At 35.2% G+C, this 21,312-nt stretch carries 24 protein-coding genes; all 24 read left to right on the top strand.

Going from position 1 to position 21,312, the window contains the following annotated elements; genetic code table 11:
• Positions 1-3 precede the first annotated feature (3 nt).
• The 24 genes from RWM19_RS05045 to RWM19_RS04930 all read left to right on the top strand — a co-directional run bounded on the left by RWM19_RS05045 (position 4) and on the right by RWM19_RS04930 (position 21,311).
• Positions 4-792, top strand: coding sequence for a tyrosine-protein phosphatase (locus RWM19_RS05045; RefSeq protein WP_313984437.1), 789 nt, complete (start codon positions 4-6; stop codon positions 790-792).
• A gap of 75 nt (positions 793-867) precedes the next feature.
• The gene (locus RWM19_RS05040) at positions 868-1,215 is read left to right on the top strand and encodes a PRD domain-containing protein (protein ID WP_313984435.1); all 348 of its coding nucleotides are present in this window, start codon (positions 868-870) and stop codon (positions 1,213-1,215) included.
• 16 nt (positions 1,216-1,231) lie between these two features.
• Positions 1,232-1,600, top strand: a complete 369-nt coding sequence (locus RWM19_RS05035; RefSeq protein WP_313984433.1) for a DUF2620 domain-containing protein — start codon at positions 1,232-1,234, stop codon at positions 1,598-1,600.
• A 33-nt stretch (positions 1,601-1,633) separates the two neighbouring features.
• On the top strand, positions 1,634-2,944 hold the full coding sequence (locus RWM19_RS05030; RefSeq protein WP_313984430.1) for a YhfT family protein: 1,311 nt from the start codon (positions 1,634-1,636) through the stop codon (positions 2,942-2,944).
• Between the two features lie 76 nt (positions 2,945-3,020).
• Entirely contained in the window at positions 3,021-3,995 is a 975-nt protein-coding gene (locus tag RWM19_RS05025) for an amidase family protein (RefSeq protein ID WP_313984428.1), read from the top strand.
• 2 nt (positions 3,996-3,997) lie between these two features.
• A complete protein-coding gene (locus RWM19_RS05020) occupies positions 3,998-4,852 on the top strand; it encodes a hypothetical protein (protein WP_313984426.1) in 855 nt (284 codons plus the stop codon).
• 2 nt (positions 4,853-4,854) lie between these two features.
• Entirely contained in the window at positions 4,855-5,961 is a 1,107-nt protein-coding gene (locus RWM19_RS05015) for an aminotransferase class V-fold PLP-dependent enzyme (protein WP_313984422.1), read from the top strand.
• Entirely contained in the window at positions 5,948-7,105 is a 1,158-nt protein-coding gene (locus tag RWM19_RS05010) for an alanine racemase (protein WP_313984419.1), read from the top strand. The genes RWM19_RS05015 and RWM19_RS05010 overlap by 14 nt, the downstream gene beginning before the upstream one ends.
• Positions 7,102-8,322: a phosphopentomutase gene (locus RWM19_RS05005; protein ID WP_313984417.1), complete on the top strand. Its 1,221-nt coding sequence runs from the start codon at positions 7,102-7,104 to the stop codon at positions 8,320-8,322. The genes RWM19_RS05010 and RWM19_RS05005 overlap by 4 nt, the downstream gene beginning before the upstream one ends.
• Positions 8,323-8,410: 88 nt before the next feature.
• Positions 8,411-9,325, top strand: coding sequence for an AEC family transporter (locus tag RWM19_RS05000; protein ID WP_313984414.1), 915 nt, complete (start codon positions 8,411-8,413; stop codon positions 9,323-9,325).
• Positions 9,326-9,399: 74 nt separating this feature from the next.
• Positions 9,400-10,389: an ADP-ribosylglycohydrolase family protein gene (locus tag RWM19_RS04995; RefSeq protein WP_313984411.1), complete on the top strand. Its 990-nt coding sequence runs from the start codon at positions 9,400-9,402 to the stop codon at positions 10,387-10,389.
• A 42-nt stretch (positions 10,390-10,431) separates the two neighbouring features.
• The gene (locus tag RWM19_RS04990; RefSeq protein ID WP_313984408.1) at positions 10,432-11,127 is read left to right on the top strand and encodes an ankyrin repeat domain-containing protein; all 696 of its coding nucleotides are present in this window, start codon (positions 10,432-10,434) and stop codon (positions 11,125-11,127) included.
• A 112-nt stretch (positions 11,128-11,239) separates the two neighbouring features.
• Positions 11,240-11,989: a nucleotidyltransferase domain-containing protein gene (locus RWM19_RS04985; RefSeq protein WP_313984406.1), complete on the top strand. Its 750-nt coding sequence runs from the start codon at positions 11,240-11,242 to the stop codon at positions 11,987-11,989.
• 202 nt (positions 11,990-12,191) lie between these two features.
• Positions 12,192-12,401 carry a helix-turn-helix transcriptional regulator gene (locus tag RWM19_RS04980; RefSeq protein WP_294021073.1) on the top strand — a complete coding sequence of 70 codons (210 nt, stop codon included), beginning with the start codon at positions 12,192-12,194 and terminating at the stop codon, positions 12,399-12,401.
• A 2-nt stretch (positions 12,402-12,403) separates the two neighbouring features.
• The gene (locus tag RWM19_RS04975; protein ID WP_313984402.1) at positions 12,404-12,880 is read left to right on the top strand and encodes a hypothetical protein; all 477 of its coding nucleotides are present in this window, start codon (positions 12,404-12,406) and stop codon (positions 12,878-12,880) included.
• Positions 12,881-12,887: 7 nt separating this feature from the next.
• A complete protein-coding gene (locus RWM19_RS04970) occupies positions 12,888-13,364 on the top strand; it encodes a low molecular weight protein-tyrosine-phosphatase (RefSeq protein WP_313984399.1) in 477 nt (158 codons plus the stop codon).
• 158 nt (positions 13,365-13,522) lie between these two features.
• Positions 13,523-13,849 (top strand): hypothetical protein, encoded by a 327-nt coding sequence (locus RWM19_RS04965; protein WP_313984396.1) that lies wholly within the window; start codon positions 13,523-13,525, stop codon positions 13,847-13,849.
• A 3-nt stretch (positions 13,850-13,852) separates the two neighbouring features.
• A complete protein-coding gene (locus RWM19_RS04960; protein ID WP_313984393.1) occupies positions 13,853-14,899 on the top strand; it encodes a V-type ATPase subunit in 1,047 nt (348 codons plus the stop codon).
• A 13-nt stretch (positions 14,900-14,912) separates the two neighbouring features.
• Entirely contained in the window at positions 14,913-16,733 is a 1,821-nt protein-coding gene (locus tag RWM19_RS04955) for a V-type ATPase 116kDa subunit family protein (RefSeq protein WP_313984391.1), read from the top strand.
• Positions 16,734-16,753: 20 nt separating this feature from the next.
• The gene (locus RWM19_RS04950; protein WP_294023800.1) at positions 16,754-17,197 is read left to right on the top strand and encodes an ATP synthase subunit C; all 444 of its coding nucleotides are present in this window, start codon (positions 16,754-16,756) and stop codon (positions 17,195-17,197) included.
• 9 nt (positions 17,198-17,206) lie between these two features.
• Positions 17,207-17,515, top strand: a complete 309-nt coding sequence (locus tag RWM19_RS04945; protein WP_294021065.1) for a V-type ATP synthase subunit F — start codon at positions 17,207-17,209, stop codon at positions 17,513-17,515.
• A gap of 9 nt (positions 17,516-17,524) precedes the next feature.
• Positions 17,525-18,133: a V-type ATP synthase subunit E family protein gene (locus tag RWM19_RS04940; protein WP_313984386.1), complete on the top strand. Its 609-nt coding sequence runs from the start codon at positions 17,525-17,527 to the stop codon at positions 18,131-18,133.
• Positions 18,123-19,877, top strand: coding sequence for a V-type ATP synthase subunit A (locus RWM19_RS04935; RefSeq protein ID WP_313984514.1), 1,755 nt, complete (start codon positions 18,123-18,125; stop codon positions 19,875-19,877). Before RWM19_RS04940 ends, RWM19_RS04935 begins: the two co-directional genes overlap by 11 nt.
• Positions 19,878-19,892: 15 nt before the next feature.
• On the top strand, positions 19,893-21,311 hold the full coding sequence (locus RWM19_RS04930) for a V-type ATP synthase subunit B (protein WP_006526330.1): 1,419 nt from the start codon (positions 19,893-19,895) through the stop codon (positions 21,309-21,311).
• Position 21,312 lies beyond the last annotated feature (1 nt).

Raw genomic sequence — 21,312 nt, 5'->3', positions numbered from 1 at the left:
ATTATGAGAATACAAGATGAAAAGTTTCGTCGTATCTGTAATTTTAGAGATTTAGGTGGTTATTTTACCCAAGATGGTAAAAAGGTTAGAACAGGACTGTTATATCGTAGTTGTTACCTAGGGTGGATGAATGAAGAAGAACTACATCATTTACAAGATTTAGGGATTAAAACGGTATTAGACTTGCGTACATCATATGAAGCATTTGATAATCCGGACCCAGTTATTGAAGGAATTGAAAATTATAGAGTAAGTGGAATGCGTGACCGTAATGGGGAGGGTGTAGATTTCTCACCGTATGGGATTCATAAGATGATCATTTCAGATGATAGTGATCAAGAAACATTGCATAAGCATATGGTCCAATTATATCGGGATATGATGTTTAGGAATGAAGGTTTCATGTTTATCATTGAAATGATGAAACAGAATATAGAATTTCCAATACTATTTCATTGTGCTACTGGGAAGGATAGAACAGGTGCTATCGCAGCTCTTATGTATTTATTACTAGGTGTATCTATCGAAGATATTATGGAGGACTATCTATTATCTAATCAGGCTTATTATGAACGTATTGAAAAGGCACTAGAAAAAAATCAATGCGCAATCAAGAAGGAACCGACACTTAAACGAATCATCATGATGGAAGCAGGTGTAGATGAACAGATGGGTAGGGAAATGCTTGATGGTATATTAGATAAATACTCTAGCTATGAAGAATTCTTCTTGAAAGAATATGGTATTGATGAAGGTATGCGCGAATATGTTCGTAGCATGTTCCTTATATAATTTTTGTTGACTATAAAAGTAATTGTAGGTATTATTGAAATATCAATATACAATATTCTGTATAATGGAGATAAGATGTTAAAGGATAGAATAGAAATACTTAGATCAGCAGCAGTTATCAATGATAATGTTGCACAATATGTAAATAAAGTTATAGATGCATTAGAGAAATACCAGTTTGATGAGTCAAAGATGGAGATGTTTACTACACATCTTGCAATGGCAGTACAACGTATTTTGACAAATGGAGAAGTGGAGCATCTTGATGAATCCATTTGGAGTGAAGTGAAAATTTTTGATACATTCAATGAAGCAAAACAGGTCTATGCAAGCATTATTAGTGATGCGCCTGTACAGATTCCAGAGAGTGAAGAAAAGTTCTTGTTAATGCATTTATGTAACTTACTTCAAAAAGAGAACTAAAAGGAGAATTTAATTTATGAAAATTGTTGTTGGTGGACAAATTAATAAGCAAGAAATTCATGACTATATCCAAAAATATTTTGGAGAAGGAAATGTAGAACTTGCTGTAAAAAATGATTTAGATGCTGTTATGGCTATGAAAGCAGGACAGTTTGATTATTACATTGGTGCTTGTAATACAGGTGGAGGTGGTGCATTAGCAATGGCAATGGCTCTACTTGGAGCAGGGGCATGTAAAACAATTTCTATGCCTGGAAAGATTTTATCGGATGAAGAGATTATACAAGCTGTAAATGAAGGGAAAACTGCATTTGGTTTTACTTCTCAACATATGGAACAGGTTTTACCAGTTTGGTTGAAAGCTATTCAAGAAAAGAATAGCTAAGATATACCTAATTAACGAAAGGGGATAATTATAATGAGGTATTTAGTATTAGCCGCTATTGGTGCATTAGCATCTATTCTAGCGAACAGAGGTATTGCGGTATTCAATGATGGATTCCGCCCAATCGTTCCACAATTCTATGATGGACAAATTTCAAGAAAAGAATTAGCAACAATGAGTTTCGCGATTAGTTTTGGTTTAGTAATTGGATTTGCTATTCCAACATCTATCGCTGCTTCTATTATTCTAATTCACTGTATTTTACTAACAACAGATATTATTGGTACATTCTGCCCTGATTCTCTTGTTGGTACAGTAATCGCAGGTGTAGTCGGTGCTGCATACGGCGTTGCTATTTTATTAGGTTTAGAATCTATCGTTAACTTATTTGGTTCTTTACCATTTAACTTCTTAGCAAATCTAGGATCAGTATCTTCATATATTACAGCTGCATTTGCTATTTTCCCAGCGGTTGCTGTCGGTTATCAACACGGCTTCAAGAAGGGAGCAGTTGCTGGATTAATCACATTAGTTGTTTACTTATTAACAGTTAAGTTTGGTAAATTTGCTCTTGGTGAAGCAAAGGTTGCTTTAAATGGTTTTGGTATGGCTATGCTAGCAGGTATGGTTTGTCTACTAGTATTTGCTACAGGCGTTAAAGGTACAGGCGATGCAAATAGTTCATTGGTTACTACATTTGGTGATAAGGTTAAGAGAATTCGCTCTAACTGGTGGTTATTAGCTATTATGGGTGGATTAGTTGCTATGGCTACATCTTTAGGTATTGTTGCAGGTGACCCAATCTCTCTTGGACTTGTTTCCGAAGGATCATGGGCTGAAGCAGCAATGGTTGCGTTAGCACGTGCTATTGGATTTGTTCCACTTGTATTTACAACTGCAATTGTTACAGGTGTATATGGACCAGCAGGTTCTACATTTGTATTTGTCGTAGGTCTATTATTACATGGCAATCCATTTGTGGCTGTTATTGCAGGCGCAGTTGTCATGGTAGTTGAATTAGCATTAATCAACGTATTTGCAAAGGGTATGGATAAGTTCCCTGGTATGAAGGATATGGGTGAACACATTCGTACATCTATGAATAAGGTTCTTGAAGTTGCATTAACAGTTGGCGGTGTAGTAGCGGCAGAAGCTATGGCAGCTAAATTTGTAGGTATTACAGGATTTGGTGCACTATTTGTTGTAGGTTGCTTACTGTTGAACCGTATTTCTAAGAAACCAATAGTTGAATTAGCAGTTGGACCTGTAGCGTGCATTGTATTCGGTATCTTACTAAATATCTTATTAGTACTACAATTGATTGCATTAGCACCGGTTGCATAAATTAATATGCAAAGTGCGGTACGGGTAAATTTGCCGCGTGCCGCACTTTTCACTTTATGTATAGAAAGGGCAGAATATGAAAGTAGAACATATGCATCGACTAGCAAATTTAAATCCATTTCATTCGGTAATTCGTTCAAGACCAGTTCTAGAAGGAAATGGTTTATTATTGGGTGTAAAGAATGACTTTCATATTCAACCTACATTTATCCAAGATTTAGTAGATTCAAAAAATTATCAACTTCATACGATTGATGCAATGGCAAACGGTGGAAGAGCAATAGATTTACAGTTAATAAATCCAATTACCGGTAATTACATGAGTGGTTCTTCTTCTGGAACAGCAATCAATGTTTTTCTTGGTATGAATGATATAGGAATTGGATCCGATGGTGGTGGCTCCATTTTAGCACCTGCTATGTGTTTAAATTTATTTGGATTTATTTCCTATCTCATCGATAAGGAAAATATGAATCTATATTCGAAGGTATCTACCGACAACATTAAATTTCGACCATCACTTGGTTATATTACAAAGGATTTCAATATATTAAAAGATATAATTAAGATGACAGTACCTTTAGAAAAAGGACAAAATACTAAAATTTATGTTTCAAAAATGGATACAACTACATATCCATTTGAGATTGAGAAAACCAATTTTCCTGATATCTATGGTGACAGAAAAGATAACATTTTATTCTTAGAACAAGTATTACCGAGTGTTGATTTTATCATCTCTAAAGAAGGTCCTATTGATATAGAGGGATTTGGAGATAGTGTATTTGGTCACTTTGATGAAAGAACAAAATTTATTCAAAGAAAAGCTAAGAAAGGATTATTGCGTGTAGCGAATATGGTGGGTGCTACATCAATATCGATTCCAACAGATGAACTTGGTGTTAGTTATCTTGGAATCTGTGAGTCAATTCCTTCCAAAATTTCAGTGATGTTAGAGAAGATGGAAGAACTTGTGATTCCACAGGATGAATTGATTGAACGTTATTTTAGAAATCCAGAAACATGGTTTCGGAAAGGTTATGGAGAATAAATATGAAATATCAGAATATTACATACTCACATGAGCATCCACGTATTGATTTATCTACAGGTAAAAATGATCCGGACTGCCTATTGAATGGTTATCTTGATTGTATTGATGAATTACGGGATATTCACGCAAAAGGGGTAACGCGTTGGGTAGATTGCTCAAATCATGGTATTGGTGTTGATTGGGAAAATAATAAAAGAATTTTTGAAGATGTTGGTATTGAAATTATCAACTCTACAGGATTCTACAAAACTCCATTTATGCCAGATTATGTTAGTACTGCAAGTGTAGAAGAATTGGTACAAATTATGCTAGATGATCTTGCTAAAGGTGCAAAGGTAATCGGCGAGATTGGTACAAGTAAAAATGAATGGACTAAGGATGAACATAAAGTATTTGAAGCAGCTGTTATTGCACAAAAGCAAACGAATGCAGTTATTATTACACATACTACATTAGGTACATTGATCAAGGAACAAGTTGATTTCTTCTTAGAAAAAGGTGTGAATCCAAAGAAAGTAATTATTTCTCATGTGGCGTTATCAAATGATTTGAATGCACTTCGATATGCTCTACAAAAAGGATTTAATATTGCATTTGATACAATCGGAAAGACGAAATACTTACCTGATGAAACACGTGTTGAATTTATAAAAACATTAGTGAAAGAAGGTTATACTAGACAGTTGCTAATGTCTATGGATATTACAAGACAGAGTCATCTTAAGAAAAACGGTGGAGTAGGTTATGCATATTTACTTGATACATTCATTCCTATGCTTGAAAGGGTGGGTGTATCTCAGGAAACAATTTCTACTATAACATCAGAGAATTTCACAGAGATTTTGGAGGCTTAATTATGAAAACATATCCATTAGAATCAATTTCATTAGCAGAAGCGAAGCAAAAACAGTTTCAACTAATTGATGAGATTACAAAAGAATTTCAAGGTAAAGAATTTCTCTCTGCTGGAGACTTTGGTGTAGTACCTGGTTTAAATAAACCGGTATATGCTGAAAAGGTTGAACGAGTTATTGCGAATTTCTTTCATGCTGAAAAGGCTTTATTACTAATTGGTTCTGGTACCGGTGCTATCCGTAGTGGTTTACAAGTGATGGCATCACCAAATGAAGAAATATTAGTGCATACATCACCAATTTATCCAACAACTGAGACAAGTTTTCTATCAATGGGACTTGTTCCTGTAAGGGCAAATTTTAATGACCTTGAAGAAATAAAACAAGTTCTTAATGAACATAAGAATATACGTACTGTACTTGTTCAATACACACGTCAAGCGATTGATGATTCGTATGATATGGAAGAAGTGATTCGTGCTATTAAATCTGTCAAAGATATACAAATTATTACAGATGATAACTATGCAGTAATGAAGGTTCATAAAATTGGGGTGGAACTTGGTGCAGATTTATCTGCGTTCTCCTGCTTTAAATTATTAGGGCCAGAAGGAGTTGGCGTTGTTGTTGGTAAAGCATCCTTAGTTGACGCAATCGAAAAGATGAATTATTCGGGTGGTTCAAAAGTTCAAGGATGGCAAGCGATGGAAGTATTACGTGGTTTAATATATGCTCCTGTTGCGCTAGCGATACAAGCTGAAGTAAATGAAGAACTTGTAAGACGTCTAAATAATCATGAAGTAGAAGGTATCAAAAATACATTCTTAGCGAATGCACAATCCAAAGTATTATTGGTTGAATTTGAAGATAATATTGCAAAAGCAGTGTTGGAAGAAGCAGAGAAGTTAGGTGGTCTACCTAACCCAGTTGGAGCTGAGTCCAAATATGAAGCAGTTCCTATGTTCTATCGTGTATCTGGAACATTTAGAAAAGCAGATCCAACACTAGAAGAGAGAATGATACGTATCAATCCAAATCGAAGTGGACCAGATACGATAATACGTATTCTGAAAGAGAGTATTAGAAAGGCGAAAGATGTTTCTAGATAAGTTATGTAAAACAAATCCAAATCTTATTCAAACAGCAGTACATATGCATCAACAGAAACAGATTATGCCTGATACATATGTAGTAGATGTTGATCAGTTTATAACCAATGCAAAAGCAATTCTACAAAAAGCGAACGATCAAAATATTGAACTCTATTATATGCTAAAGCAGATTGGACGTAATCCATATCTTGCAATGGAACTAGAGAAAATTGGTTATAAAGGCGCAGTTGTTGTGGACTTCAAAGAAGCTGAAGTGATGATGAAAAATCATCTTCATATTGCACATGCAGGTCATCTAGTACAGATTCCATCAATGATGGTGAATCAGTTAGTAGAGTATGGTTGTGACTATATCACAGTTTATTCTTATGAAAAATTAGTTGAAGTTAACGAAGCTGCTAAGAAAGTGGGTATCAGCCAAAAGATTTGTGTACGTGTTATTGGTGAAAATGATCGTATCTATAGTGGACAAACGGCGGGTTTCTACTTAGATCAATTAGAAGCACTTGTACAAAAAGCAAAATACTTAACACATATTGAAATTGCTGGTGTTGATAACTTTCCGTGTTTTCTTTACGATGAGACAACAAAGCAGATTGAAGCACAAGAAAATCTATATACCGTACTAAAAGCAAAAAAAATTTTGGAAGGCTTAGGCTGTTATATTCAAAATGTGAATGCTCCTTCAGCTACATGCGTGCATACACTAGAACTGATGAAGGGATATCCAGAGATTACTTCAGCTGAACCAGGGCATGGACTTTCAGGTACAACTCCATATCACGTTGATTATGATACAGAAGAGATTCCAAGTATTCTTTATCTTTCAGAAGTAAGCCATGTATTAGATGACCATGCATATATCTATGGTGGTGGATACTATCGACGTGGACATATTCAAAATGCACTGATTGGAAATTCTTATGAAGGATTAGTAAAAGATAGTGTTATCCTTCCAGATATGGATTCTATTGATTATCATTTTGGATTGGAGAATCCACATCACATTGGTGATAGTGCGATATTATGTTTCCGTTATCAGATTTTTGTGACTCGTAGTGACGTATGTCTTGTGAAAGGAATTCATTCAGGAAGTCCTGAGATTGTAGATGTATATGATAGTCTAGGAGGTAAGAAATGAAAAAGAGATTTATTATTATCGTCTTAGATGGGTTTGGAATTGGTGCAATGCATGATGCAGCGCAAGCAAGAGCTGGTGATGAAAAGTCAAATACACTAGCTTCAATTTTGGATGAATTTCCAGATTTAAAGTTACCTACACTAGAAAAACTTGGTTTGATGAATGCCTTTGGTAGAGAGAGCAATTGTATGAAGTTTCAACCAAAAGCTAACTTTGGTAGAAGTGAACTAATGCATCAGGGTGCAGATACGTTCATGGGTCACCAAGAAATCATGGGTACCAAACCAAAGAAACCACAGTTTGTTCCTTTCCAAGAGAAAGTAGATGAAGTTGCTAAACATCTGAAAGATGCGGGACATAAAGTTGAAATTATTAATCGAAATGGACTGCGTTATGTCGTTGTTGATGATTATGTAACTGTTGCGGATAACTTAGAAGCAGATCTAGGTATATGCTACAACGTAACAGCTCCACTTGATTACATTCCTTTTGAAAAAGAGTATGAAATTGCTAAGTTGGTTCGTGAAGTTTCTACAGTAGGACGTGTCATTGTATTTGGTGGTACTGGTAATACGATGCAGGATTTATATAATGCTGAGGAAATTCGCGAGGGTAAGTATATAGGTATTGCTTCCGCAAAATCAAAATCGTATGACCAAGGATATCAATGTCTGCATTTAGGATATGGTGTAGATAAAGAAGTACAAGCTCCTACAATACTAACAAAGAATGGTATTCCATGTACGCTTATTGGAAAGGTTGCAGATATTGTCGCAAATGATTTGGGTAAGTCTATCTCGTGTGTTCCAACACCAGAAGTTATGGAAATTACTCTAAATTCAATTCTTGAAATGGAGCAGGGATTTATCTGTACAAATGTTCAAGAGACAGATTTAGCAGGACATGCACAAAACGCTGCACGTTATGTTGAAGTCCTAAAACAAGCAGATAAAGGATTAGCTAAAATCCTTCCACATTTAACTGAGAACGATATTCTAATCGTTCAAGCAGACCATGGAAATGATCCACATATTGGCCACTCTAAACACACAAGAGAATATGTTCCACTTTTAATCTATCGTAAAGGATTAGAAGGAGTACAGGTAGGAACACGTAAAACTATGTCTGATATGGGTGCTAGCTGTTGTGATTACTTTGGTGTAGAAGCACCACAAAACGGCGAGTCATTTATTGAACTTATTGGTGGAAAGAACTAAGATTTTATCCAATCAAATTAAATACCTTACTATTTTATAGTCTTTATATTAGAATAGTAGGGTATTTTATTATTCATGAGGTAGAACTATGTCACTATTTACGCAGATGATACAACTACAGATGCAAATCCTATTGATGCTAGGCATCGGTTTTTTCTTGCGTAAAAAGGAAATTGTAACAGCTGAAATTCGCAAAGGACTATCTACACTATTAATTAATGTAGTTTTGCCATGTACTGTAATTCTTTCTTTTATGAATGATTCCGATGTAAATTCAGATTTATTAATGGCTTGTTTAGTGGCTGTGATTATATCTGCAATCATTCAGACTATATCTATTATCGGCAGTAAATTTCTTTTCCAGAAATACGAAAAAACGGATGCTAATGTATTAACCTATGGCATGATTGTTTCAAACTCAGCATTCATTGGTATTCCTGTGATTCAAAGTATCTATGGTAGTGAAGCAATCATGTTTGCATCTGTATTCCAAATTCCAATTATTGTAACGATGTGGACAGTTGGTTTAGCCTTATTTAAACCAATTGATCCTAAACATGCTTTAAAGTCTGTGTTTAAAAATCCATCTGTAGTTGCTGTGTTAATTGGATTTATCATTATGCTTACAGGTATTAAGTTTCCAGTATTTATTACTAAAACTATAAGTAGTATTGCGGCATGTACAACAGCAATCTCTATGTTTGTAGTAGGATCAATCTTAGCAGAGATTGAATGGAATAACCTATTAGATAAGAAAGTGTTATTCTTCTGTTCTATACGTCTAATAGCGTATCCTTTGATTGTATTTATTGCATTATCATTCTTAAATGTTCCAACTTTAATTAAGGCGATAGCAATTATTATGACAGGTATGCCTGCGGGATCAACAGCAGCAATTCTTGCAGAGCAGTATGGATGTGATGCGAAGTTTGCAGCAAAGCTAATCCTAGTTTCTACAGTATTATCTGTGATTACGATTCCAATTCTATGTTTAGGTTTATAACAATGTAGTACAATTATCTCATCAGTAACTTTTATACTGAGTCAAATCAGTTTGATTGTTACAGTGAGGATAATATGAATAGACAGAATAATCAGTATCTTGGAGCAATCATTGGGCATGCAGTTGGTGATGCGATGGGCTTTCCTACTGAATTCTCAAAGAGGGAAGAACTATTAAAGAATCCAGTGATTGAAATGATTGATAGTACAGATATAGGTCAACCTGCAGGCTCTTGGTCAGATGATACTGCAATGGAAATCGCTACAATTGATTCATTTATTCAGAAGAAATATTTTGATTACAAAGACATCATGGATAAATGGGTAAAGTGGATCAGCAAGTCAGAATACACTCCAACAGGTGTGGCTTTTGATATTGGAAGAACTTGTTTAAAGGCGATAAAGAAATATTGTAATGGTACAGCTCCCTTACAATGTGGTTCTACATCTATAAACGAAAATGGGAATGGTTCACTCATGAGAATCTTGCCGGTTGCTTTATATGCATATTCAAAGAAATTAGATGATATTTCTATTCATAAATTAACTAATGAAGTATCTTCTTTAACACATGCGCATGAAGTTAGTAGATTGGGTTGTTATATTTATGTGCAGTTTATAATATGCTTGTTAAAAGGAAATACAAAACAAGAAGCATACAAACATATTCAATATTTAGACTATAGCGCTTATGATATGCATTCTTTAAAGTTATACAAAAGAATTTTAGATGAACAAATTGAGGTTCAAAGACTGGATCAGATTAAATCCACGGGATATATCGTTGATACATTAGAGTCTGCAATGTGGATTTTCATGAATGCAGAACACTATAAGGAAGCTATCATTGCGTCAACAAATATTGGTGGAGATACTGATACGATAGGCGCAATTGTAGGGTCAATGGCTGGTATATATTATGGGTTTGATAGCATTCCATCTAATTGGTTAGAGAAACTACAAAGAAAAGATTATCTGATAGAACTTGTGGATAGATTTGAAAAGTCTGTCGCTGTATTACCTAAAAATGTTTCTAAACCAATACACAGAGCAAAGAAATCCTGATTGAAACAAACTATAAATTCTTGTTTAAGAAAGAGGAGCGATATGAAAAAATTATTTACTGCCATTAGAAAACACGACTTAGAATTGGTTAAACAAATTATTGAGAAGAAACCTGAGCTGGTCAATTGCGTTGCGAAGCAACCACCTAAAAAAGATGATGGACAATCGCCTTTACAGGTTGCTCTTAAAACGGAAAATATTGAGATTGCTAATTATCTCCTTGATATGGGAGCAGATGTCAATTTCATTGAGAGCGAGACTTGCTGTAATGAGTGGAGGGCACCAGTAATTCAGGATGCAATAACCTGTGCGGTAATGTGCTCTAGGTGGAGTAGTTATAATAAATATAACCGTTCCTCTCGAGTTTTCTCAACAAAAGAACGTGCTAATGATGCGCTAGCCTTGCTAAAAAGGATTATCGCTTTAGGCGCTGATATCAATGCAAAGGATTCATTTGGGATCGATTGTCTTGGTCACTTTGCTTCTCAGGCGGACCAGATACTACCACATCCGTTAGAGTATTATAAGGAAGATCTTGAAAGTTACTACAGGGAATTTACCGAGGAAGTTCACGAAGATCTTAGATGTGTTTTACGGACACTAAAAGATGCCGGTGTAGATGTAAACTATAGACATCATGGTTATTCTGTAAGAGAATTTTTTAGTAAAAAAACTGTTTCGATTTTGTTTGATGAAGTGTTTGGGCGTGATTTAGAAAAAGAAGTTGAAACAAAATAGATTACATCAACAAATTTATATTTATCATCTGAATGATTTTGGAGAAGTTAAATACTTCTCCTTTTTATTTGGTGAGACAAAACTTACTTTGTTTGTTATTATAAAATTGGTTATGAAAGAAATCATTCAAAAGAAGTTAGAAGAAATTGAGAAACAAGAGCATGTAAAAATTATTTTAGCAATCGAATCTGGAAGTAGAGCTTGGGGTTTTGAATCAGCTGATAGCGACTACGATGTACGATTTATTTATGTTCGTGAACCAGAAATGTATCTTAGACTAGATGCTGTTAGAGATGTAATTGAATGGCAATTAGATGAAGTATTTGATATTAGTGGATGGGATATTAAGAAAGCATTGCAACTATTATATAAATCAAATCCAACACTATTTGAATGGATTAATTCTCCAATTGTTTATAAGGAAACAATCGAAGGAAGAGAATTAAGAGAACTATCAAAACAATATTTTGATGTAAAGAAAAGCGTAATGCACTACTTAAATATGACATCAAGCACTTTTGAGAATTATTTGCAGGATGAAAGCGTTAAGTTAAAGAAATACTTTTATGCATTAAGACCTATATTAGCTGCAAAGTATGCATTAGAAAATAAAACACAACCTCCTATTAAATTTAACGATTTAAAGGATACAATGCTAGAAGATAAATTAAAGACTGAAGTTAATCATCTATTGGAATTGAAGATGAAATCTAAGGAGACAGAATATATTCCTGTTGTAAATGAATTAAATCTATATATTAAAAATAAGATGCATGAAATTAATGAACAAGCATATCAATTAAATGAGATGAGATTTGAATGGGATAATTTAAATAGATATTTTTTGAAAGAGTTACAGTGAAAAAAATAGTTTTATAAAAAATACAAGGCTATCTTATGAGATGAAAGCCTTGTTTTTGTTTCAATCGTTAGTGATGATTAGTTAAATGTAAATTTATTTAAATAATTGCATAGTATACTTGACATTATATGCAAAGTTAACTATACTTTAAATGCAAAGCAAACTTTGCGTATATATCGATATATGAGATAGGAGTATTAAGGTGAAAAATAGAATAAAGGAACTCAGAAAGGAACATAAGTTATCTCAGGGTGAACTTGCGGATTTGGTTGGTACGACGAGACAGACGATAACTTCAATTGAAGTAGGGAAGTATACTGCATCATTACCGCTAGCGTATAAGATTGCAAAGCAATTTTCATTAAGTATTGAAGAAGTATTTGATTTTTCGGAATTAGAGGAAGAGGAATAAACATGGATAAGAAATTATTGAAGGCAAAACAAGAATTACAAAAATATACAAATATTTGGATAGTGATTGCGATATGTTCAGTATTGATTCTTGTTGTAAATAGATTCGGATATCTGACGAAATCATATGCAGATAGTCACTTTGCTAACTATATGAATGGATTTTATATGGGGCTATTTATTGTAACAATCGTGGTAGCTGTGTGTCATATTGCAAAGAATTATAAAGCAATGAAGAATGAGAAAGATTTGATGCGTTTATATAACGAGATGCATGATGAAAGATGCCGTCAGATTGAATTAATGTCTAAACGTCAAGCATTTTTGATTGCGGAAGATTTATTGTTAGTAGTTGCTGTGATTGCAAGTTTCATAAATTCTTATCTATTTGCTGGTATCATCATTTCAATGATTGTATTTATCTTTACTTCTATTATCTGTAAGGAATATTACAAGAGAACTTATACAGGAGAAGAGTAAGCAAACTATGACAATAAAGATATTATTTGTTTGTCATGGAAATATCTGTCGTTCGCCAATGGCGGAGTATATCTTTCGTAAACTAGTGAGTAATGCTGGCGTAAGTGATCTGTTTGTGATAGCGTCTGCTGCAACTAGTTCGGAGGAAATATGGAATGGTAGGGGTAACCCAGTATATCCTGCTGTGAAACAGAAACTATATGAACATGGTATGAACTGCGATGAAAAACGAGCTCGTCAAATCACTGCGAAGGATTATGCATATTATGATCTGTTAATCGGTATGGATGAGATGAATATCCGTAACATGCAAAAAATGTTTCATAATGATCCAGATAGAAAGATACATCTATTGCTAGAATATACAGGGATTTTTAGAGGGATTTCTGATCCTTGGTATAGTGGTGATTTCGATACAGCGTATCGTGAAATTGAAGAGGGCTGTATTGCGCTATTTGAATATCTTACAAATAAATTGAAATGAAACTGGACATCTACTGTAGTGGATGTCTTTTTTGTAACTGCTTTCTTTTTCAAAATATAAAAAATCAGGCAGAGTTAGTATGTTTTATGTTTGAATCAACTATAATTATTTGATGAAAAGTACTATAATATAGGCGCTAATGTTTATGGGAGGTAACTATGGAAATAGAAGTGATTCAAGATCTTATTAAGATGGATGAAGAAACTCGCAATAAGATTAATAATGCCCATGAATTGAAGTACAAATTGAAGCAGGCAATTGAGCAGGAGAAAAAGAAACTGACAGATGAGGCTTGGGCTAACGTAGAGGCACAGGTTAAATCAATGCGTGAAGAAATTCGTACGACTCATGAGAAGAAACAAGCAGAAGCAAAAGCAATGTATGAGAAAGAATCAAAGCGTATCACTGACATGTTTAATGCAAATAAGGAACGCTGGATTCAAATGATTGCGGATTATACTGTTAGAAAAAGAGAACAGGAGTAACGAATGAGCAAATCAAGTAATGCGATTACCGCTAAGGCGAGAGCGATGCTTGCAGAACATTTGAAACCTGTTGATTACGCAACGATGTTACAAAGAAAGACGGTTGGTGATATTGCGATATTTTTACAAAGTCAACCTCTTTATAAAGAATCTTTGGAGGGAATTAATCCAAAGTCAATTCATCGTGGCCAGTTAGAGGTTTTACTTCGTACAGGTGTATTCAATCGATTTGCAAAGTTGATTCGCTATGCGGATGATAACGCAAAACATTTTGGACATATTGCGGTCATGGAAACAGAAATTGAATTAATTTTAATGAAATTACATTCACTATCTGACCAAGACAATGAGATATTACGCCAAAATATGATTTCTAAGTTACCGCTATATATCGGGAGCTATACTTCGTTTCCATTGGAGGAATTGGCAGATAGTACTTCCTTTCAAGATGTATTGGCGTTATTAAAAGATACTTCTTATTATGATGTATTAAAGAAGTATGAACAAAAATCCTTAGAGGATATGGATTTCATCAATTTGGAACATTCCTTACGTACTAGATATTACGCAACGTGTCTAGAAACGATTGAGAAGTATTCTAATACAACTTCAAAGGAAAAGATGAAGGAAATTATCTTATCTCGTATTGAGTTAGAAAATATCGCAATCATTTATCGTTTGAAGAAGTATTTTACTGTTTCTAAGGAATTCATTAAGCAGATGCTAGCAGACTATTGTTGTTTCTTTCGTATGAAAGATTTATACGACATGGTTGACAATGATACTGCAGAACAAGTGATTCAGCGCTTAGAGAAATCAAGATATAAAGCGTATCTATCAAATCAGAAATTTCTTTATATTGAACATTATGCACAACGTATTGCGTTCAATATGAGTGCACATTTCATTCGTACTGATACCGATCCGAATCTATCGCTACTAGCATATGTATTACTAGCAGATATTGAGATTCAGAATGTTATTGATATTATCGAAAGTGTAAGATATCAGATTCCACAAGAGCGTGTGAAAGCTCTGCTGATTTATTAAGAAAGGATTGCACATGGCTATAGAAAAAATGAAGTTCATCAGTGCATGCACAGACCCAGAGCATCGAGATGCGATGTTACTATCGGGGATGAACACAGGTCTGGTACAGCCAGTGATAGCAACCAAAATTATCAATGATGATAATAATGGAAGCGTCATTAGTACAGAAAATCCATATCAGGATTATGTACAGACATTTAAGAGTATTGCGCATGCAGTCGGATGTGATTTGAATGTAAAAGAAAAGATTACATCTAGTTATACCAATGCTGAAATTGAAGCATATATTAAAGAATTAAACGAAGAGTTTGGTTTAGATAATGTTGCGCAAAGTGAAACATTATCGCCTGATGATGAGAAGGCTTTAAAAGAATTAAGTGTATTAAACTTTGAAAAGATGCATGCATGTAATTACCTAAATTTTGGTTTTGGTAGATTACCGATGGATAGTTTTAAGAAGTTATCCTTGTATCGTGAAGAGATGTTTGTATTACATCGTTTACATTCCACAGCACAATATGTGTGGCTTGTATATGTAACAAGTGATACTTACGCTGCTAAAACTTTCAAGATTTTCCAGAGTTTATTCTTTGAGCCAATTACGATTCCGAAGTTTGATATTCAGGAAAGAGTAGAACAATGTCGTATCAAGATGGTTGATATGTATTCCTATTGCGTACGTCAAAGTTCTATCTGCAATATGTATCCATATGTTGCAGTGCTAGACCAGAAACAAATCCTTAGTGGATTTGTAAAGGCTTCTGACGTTGAAACATATAAAGCGGCCTTTAATGGTTTGCCGGTTGACTTTAGAATCAAAGAGCCAAGTGAAGTAAAAGATATTAAGTGTCCAACGCTATTAAAGAATAGTTGGTTCTTTAAACCATTTGAATTGTTTATCGAGATGTATGGACTACCTGCATATGATGATTTTGATCCAACAGTCTTTATTGGAATCACGTACTGTATCTTGTTTGGTATCATGTTTGGCGATTTTGGACAAGGGCTTGTACTGATGATTCTTGGTTTCTTATTCGAAAAGAAGGGCAAGCTATTTGGTATTGTTGGTAGAGTTGGTATTACATCATCCATCTTTGGCTTCTTGTTTGGATCTGTTTTTGGACATGAAACACTTCTAAATCCAGTACATCAATCTTTATTTGGTGTAAGAGACAAGTTATTTGAAGTTATGGCTTCATCCAGTACGATGGTGCTTCTAATCGGTGCGATTGCGATTGGTGCAGTACTTATCTTAGTTACGATGATTATGAATATGTGGAATCGCGCTCGTAAGAAAGAGTGGGCTGAATTCTTGTTCTCACAGAATGGTGTGGCAGGATTTGTATTCTATGGATTTATTATTGTGGCTGCTGTGTTACTAGCTATAGCTAAGGTGAACGTACTAAAACCATTGTTTGTTGTTCCATTTATTGTTGTTCCAATCATCTTATTTATGATGAAGGAAGCTTTTGAAAGAAAGTTTGAAGGACACTCATTTAAACCTGAAGATGGATGGGGAAATTACTTCCTGATGAGTTTCTTTGAAACATTTGAAATACTGTTGAGTTTTGTCACAAACTCCATGTCATATCTGCGTGTTGGTGGTTTCGTATTAAGCCATGCAGGCATGATGCTTGTTGTAATGACGCTAGTAAAGATGACAGGTAATGCAGGGATTATCATTGCAGTACTTGGTAATATCTTCGTTATGGCGTTAGAAGGTTTGATCGTTGGTATTCAGACATTACGTTTGGAATACTATGAAATGTTTAGCCGTTATTATAACGGTGGTGGAATTAAATATCAGGCATATACTGCCGAAGATGCAGAATAAAACACTTAGGAGGAAAAATCATGTTATTATCTACAAAAGAAATTTTATTACCATTAATTGCTGTTATTTTAGTTGTTGGACCATTATGGATTCTATTACGTAAAGGAATCAATACTACAAACGCTAAGACAAGAATTCTTGCTCAGGTTGCAATTTTTGCTGGCGTATTCTTAGTTGTATTATTATTCCAAGCTCACTCATATACTGCTTTAGCTGAAGAGGCTAGTAAGACTGCTGCTACAGGTGATTTAGCAAAAGGTTTAGGATTTATCGCTGCTGGTCTTTCTGTTGGTGGTGCTTGCTTAGGTGCTGGTTTAGCCGTTGCTTCTGCTGCTCCAGCTGCTATCGGTGCTGTTTCTGAAAATGGAGATAACTTCGGTCGTGCTATTATCTTCGTTGCCCTTGGTGAAGGTGTAGCGATTTACGGTTTGCTAATTTCTATCTTGATTATCAATGCACTCTAAGGAAGCTGCATGAAAGCATATTGTATTAGTGATAATACCGACACATTAATGGGAATGCGTCTTGCTGGATTTGAAGGCATCGTATTACATGAACGTCAAGAAATATTAGATAAACTTAATCAGTTAATTGCTGATCCAGATATTGCGATTGTCTTAATGACAACCAAAGCGATGGAACAGGTTGCTGATGTTGTCGCAAGAAAGAAATTAGTATTACAACGTCCATTAATTACTGAGATTTCTGACCGTCATGGTTCCGCTAAGATTGGCGAAACAATTGACCGTTATATCAGTGAGGCAATTGGCGTAAAACTATAGAGGTGAGCAATGGAAGAATTTGAAGAGAAGATAATCAAATCCATTAAATCCGATATGCTGAACCAATCTACTTTAGTAGAAGAAACTGTTATGAAGGAAATTCAAATGATGCACGATGAACAGTTGAATTACTTCATAGTAGGACTAAAGAAGGAAACAGAAGCCTATCTTGAAAAAGAAACAAACGATTTACGTTTAAGTGCTTCTTCACAGCTATCTCAAGAAACTTTAAAGATCAAGCACGATTTGTTAAAGCTTCGTATGGATTTTATTAATCAATTGCTAGAAGGTGCTAGTAAGAAGATTGAAGACTTTGTTAAGTCTAGCCAATATAAAGAATATCTTGTAGAGAATATTAATCTGATTAAGGTTACCCCTACAGGTATCTTTACAGTTAGAAAACAAGATGAAGAATTGTTCAATGAATTATTAAAAGAGAAAAATATTACAGCGAATGTTCAAACTGGATATTTCCGCTTTGGTGGATTTACATATTTGGATTTGGAAAATCGTTTGGAATATCGTTGCGATTTGAGTGAGAAGCTTGAAGAAGCACGTCTCTTATTCCGTGAACATTCTGGATTCATCATTACGGAAGGAAGTGACAATCATGAGTGATGTAATTTATTCGATTAATGGTTCAGTTATTTCCGTCATCAACACGAAATCTTTCTCCATGCGTGAGATGGTGTATGTTGGTGAGAAGGAACTTCTAGGTGAAGTAATCCGTGTTGATGAAGATAAAACAATGATTCAGGTATATGAATCTACAACAGGATTAAGACCAAATGAACCAGTTAAAGGAACGGGTCATTTGTTAAACGCTACATTAGGACCTGGTATCTTACGTAATATCTATGATGGTATTCAAAGACCACTAGATGAGATTGCAAAAGAACAGGGTGCCTTTATTTCAGAAGGTAAATCTGTTCCTGCACTTGATCTTGAAAAGAAGTGGAATGTGACGATGTTAGTCAAGGAAGGCGATACTGTTAAAGAAGGACAGATTTTCGCTACAACTCCAGAGACATCATTGATTGAACACCGTTCTTTGATTCCAGTTGGTTTAAATGGTACGGTTGTAAAGGCACTTCCAAGTGGAGAGTATACTGTTAATGATGTATTACTTGTTGTAAAGAACGACTTTGATGAGACAGAAGTTGAAGTGAAACTTATGCAGCAGTGGGCGATTCGTAACCCACGTCCAATTATTAATCGTGAGCCAATCTCAATTCCTTTGATTACAGGACAGCGTGTTATCGATACAATGTTTCCAATTGCTAAGGGTGGATCTTCTGCGATTCCTGGAGGCTTTGGTGCAGGTAAGACAATGCTTCAGCACCAGATTGCCAAGTGGTGTGATGCGGATATCATCATCTATGTAGGTTGTGGTGAACGTGGTAATGAAATGACACAGGTTCTAGAAGAATTCGCAGAATTAATTGACCCTAAGTCTGGCAAGCCATTGTTAGACCGTACGGTATTGATTGCGAACACCTCAAATATGCCAGTAGCTGCGCGTGAAGCGTCTATCTATACAGGTGTTACTATGGCTGAATACTATCGTGATATGGGATATCATGTAGCGCTTATGGCCGACTCTACATCCCGTTGGGCTGAAGCCTTACGTGAAATTTCTGGTCGTTTGGAAGAAATGCCTGCAGAAGAAGGCTTCCCAGCATACTTACCATCACGTATCGCACAGTTCTATGAACGTGCAGGTATGGTAGATGCGTTATCTGGTAAGAAGGGTTCTGTTACTTTAATCGGTGCAGTATCACCACAGGGTGGTGACTTCTCAGAGCCAGTTACACAGAATACAAAACGTTTCGTACGTAGTTTCTGGGCCTTAGATAAATCACTTGCATATATGCGTCACTATCCAGCTGTAAACTGGACAGATAGTTACTCTGAATATATCGATGATTTAACACGTTGGTATGATAAGAATGTAGCACATGACTTTATTGACTTACGCCAAGAGATGCAGTCTATTTTGCATGAAGAAGCACAGTTAATGGAAATCGTTAAGTTGATTGGTTCTGACGTATTACCTGAAGATCAAAAGTTAACACTAGAGATTGGACGTGTCGTACGTGTTGGATACCTCCAACAAAACTCTTTCCATCCAGAAGATACTTACGTTTCTCTTGAGAAACAATACAAGATGTTAAAGGTAATTCATTACTTAAGACAAGCATGTACACCATATGTTCAAAAGCATATTCCTGTATCTCTCATGACACAGACAGGTGTATTTGATGAAGTTATCAAGATGAAATATGATGTACCAAATAACAATCTAGCATTGCTAGATGCATACAATGAAAAGATTGATGCTGCATTAGCATCAATTCAATAAGAGAGGAGGATTTCAATGAGTTTACAGTTATTAGGTTTAGATGAAATCCAAGGCTCTCTTGTTGCATTGGATCATGTAAAGAATGTTTCAAACGAAGAAATGGTTTCAATTCTCTTAAACAATGGCTCAAGACGTAAAGGTAGAGTTGTTGAGATTGAAGGAGAACGTGCCATTATTCAGGTGTTTGAAGGAACAGATGGATTAGGTAAAACAAACACAAAGACAAAGTTATTAGGACATCCAATGGTATTAGGTGTATCCAAAGAAATTCTTGGTCGTACATTTAATGGTGTAGGTGATCCAATTGATAATCTGGGTCCTGTATACATCAACAAATATGAAGATGTAAATGGTAAGCCTTTAAACCCAGTTTCTCGTGAATATCCACGTAACTACATCAATACAGGTATCTCTGCGATTGATGGATTAAATACTTTAATTCGTGGACAAAAATTACCTATTTTCTCTGGCTCGGGTTTACCACATGATAAGCTTGCTAGCCAGATTGTTAGACAAGCATCACTTACAGGACAAGATGCGGAAAACTTCTGTATCGTGTTTGGTGCGATGGGTGTTAAGAATGACGTAGCGGATACATTTAGACGTTCTTTTGAAGAAACAGGCGTAATGGATAAGGTATGTATGTTTATCAACTTATCTGATGACCCAATCCTTGAAAGAATTATGACTCCACGTTGTGCATTAACAGCTGCTGAATATCTTGCATATGAATGTGATATGAACGTTCTTGTTATCTTGACAGATATGACAGCGTATTGTGAAGCTGTACGTGAGTTCTCATCCTCTAAAGGTGAAATTCCTTCACGTAAAGGTTTCCCTGGATACATGTATTCTGATTTGGCTTCGCTATATGAAAGAGCAGGTATCGTCAAAGGTGGTAAGGGTTCTGTTACACAGATTCCTATCTTAACGATGCCTAACGATGATATTACTCACCCAGTACCTGACTTAACTGGATATATTACTGAAGGTCAGATTGTATTGGATCGTGACTTATATCTCAATAACATCAATCCACCAATCGGAATTCTATCTTCATTATCTCGTTTGATGAAGGATGGTATTGGTGAAGGTTATACAAGAGCAGACCACCAAGATGTTGCGAACCAGTTATTTGCATGTTATGCAAAAGTGCAGGACGCAAGATCTCTAGCAAGTGTTATCGGTGAAGATGAATTATCTCCATTAGATAAACAATATATTGCGTTCGGTAAGAGATTTGAATCTATATTCCTAGGACAGGGATATCGTGTTAATCGTTCTATGAAGGAAACACTTGGACTTGGTTGGGCATTACTATCCTTACTTCCTAAGGAAGCTTTAGATCGTCTTGATCCTAAGATCATCGAAGCTAACTACGACTCTGAACACGCTGAGCATACGATTCAGTTAATTATTAAAGGAGAAGAGTAGT

This window comes from uncultured Solobacterium sp. (genome assembly GCF_963517755.1).
Classification (GTDB): Bacteria; Bacillota_I; Bacilli_A; order Erysipelotrichales; family Erysipelotrichaceae; genus Bulleidia.
This window is presented reverse-complemented; position numbering and strand designations above follow the sequence as displayed.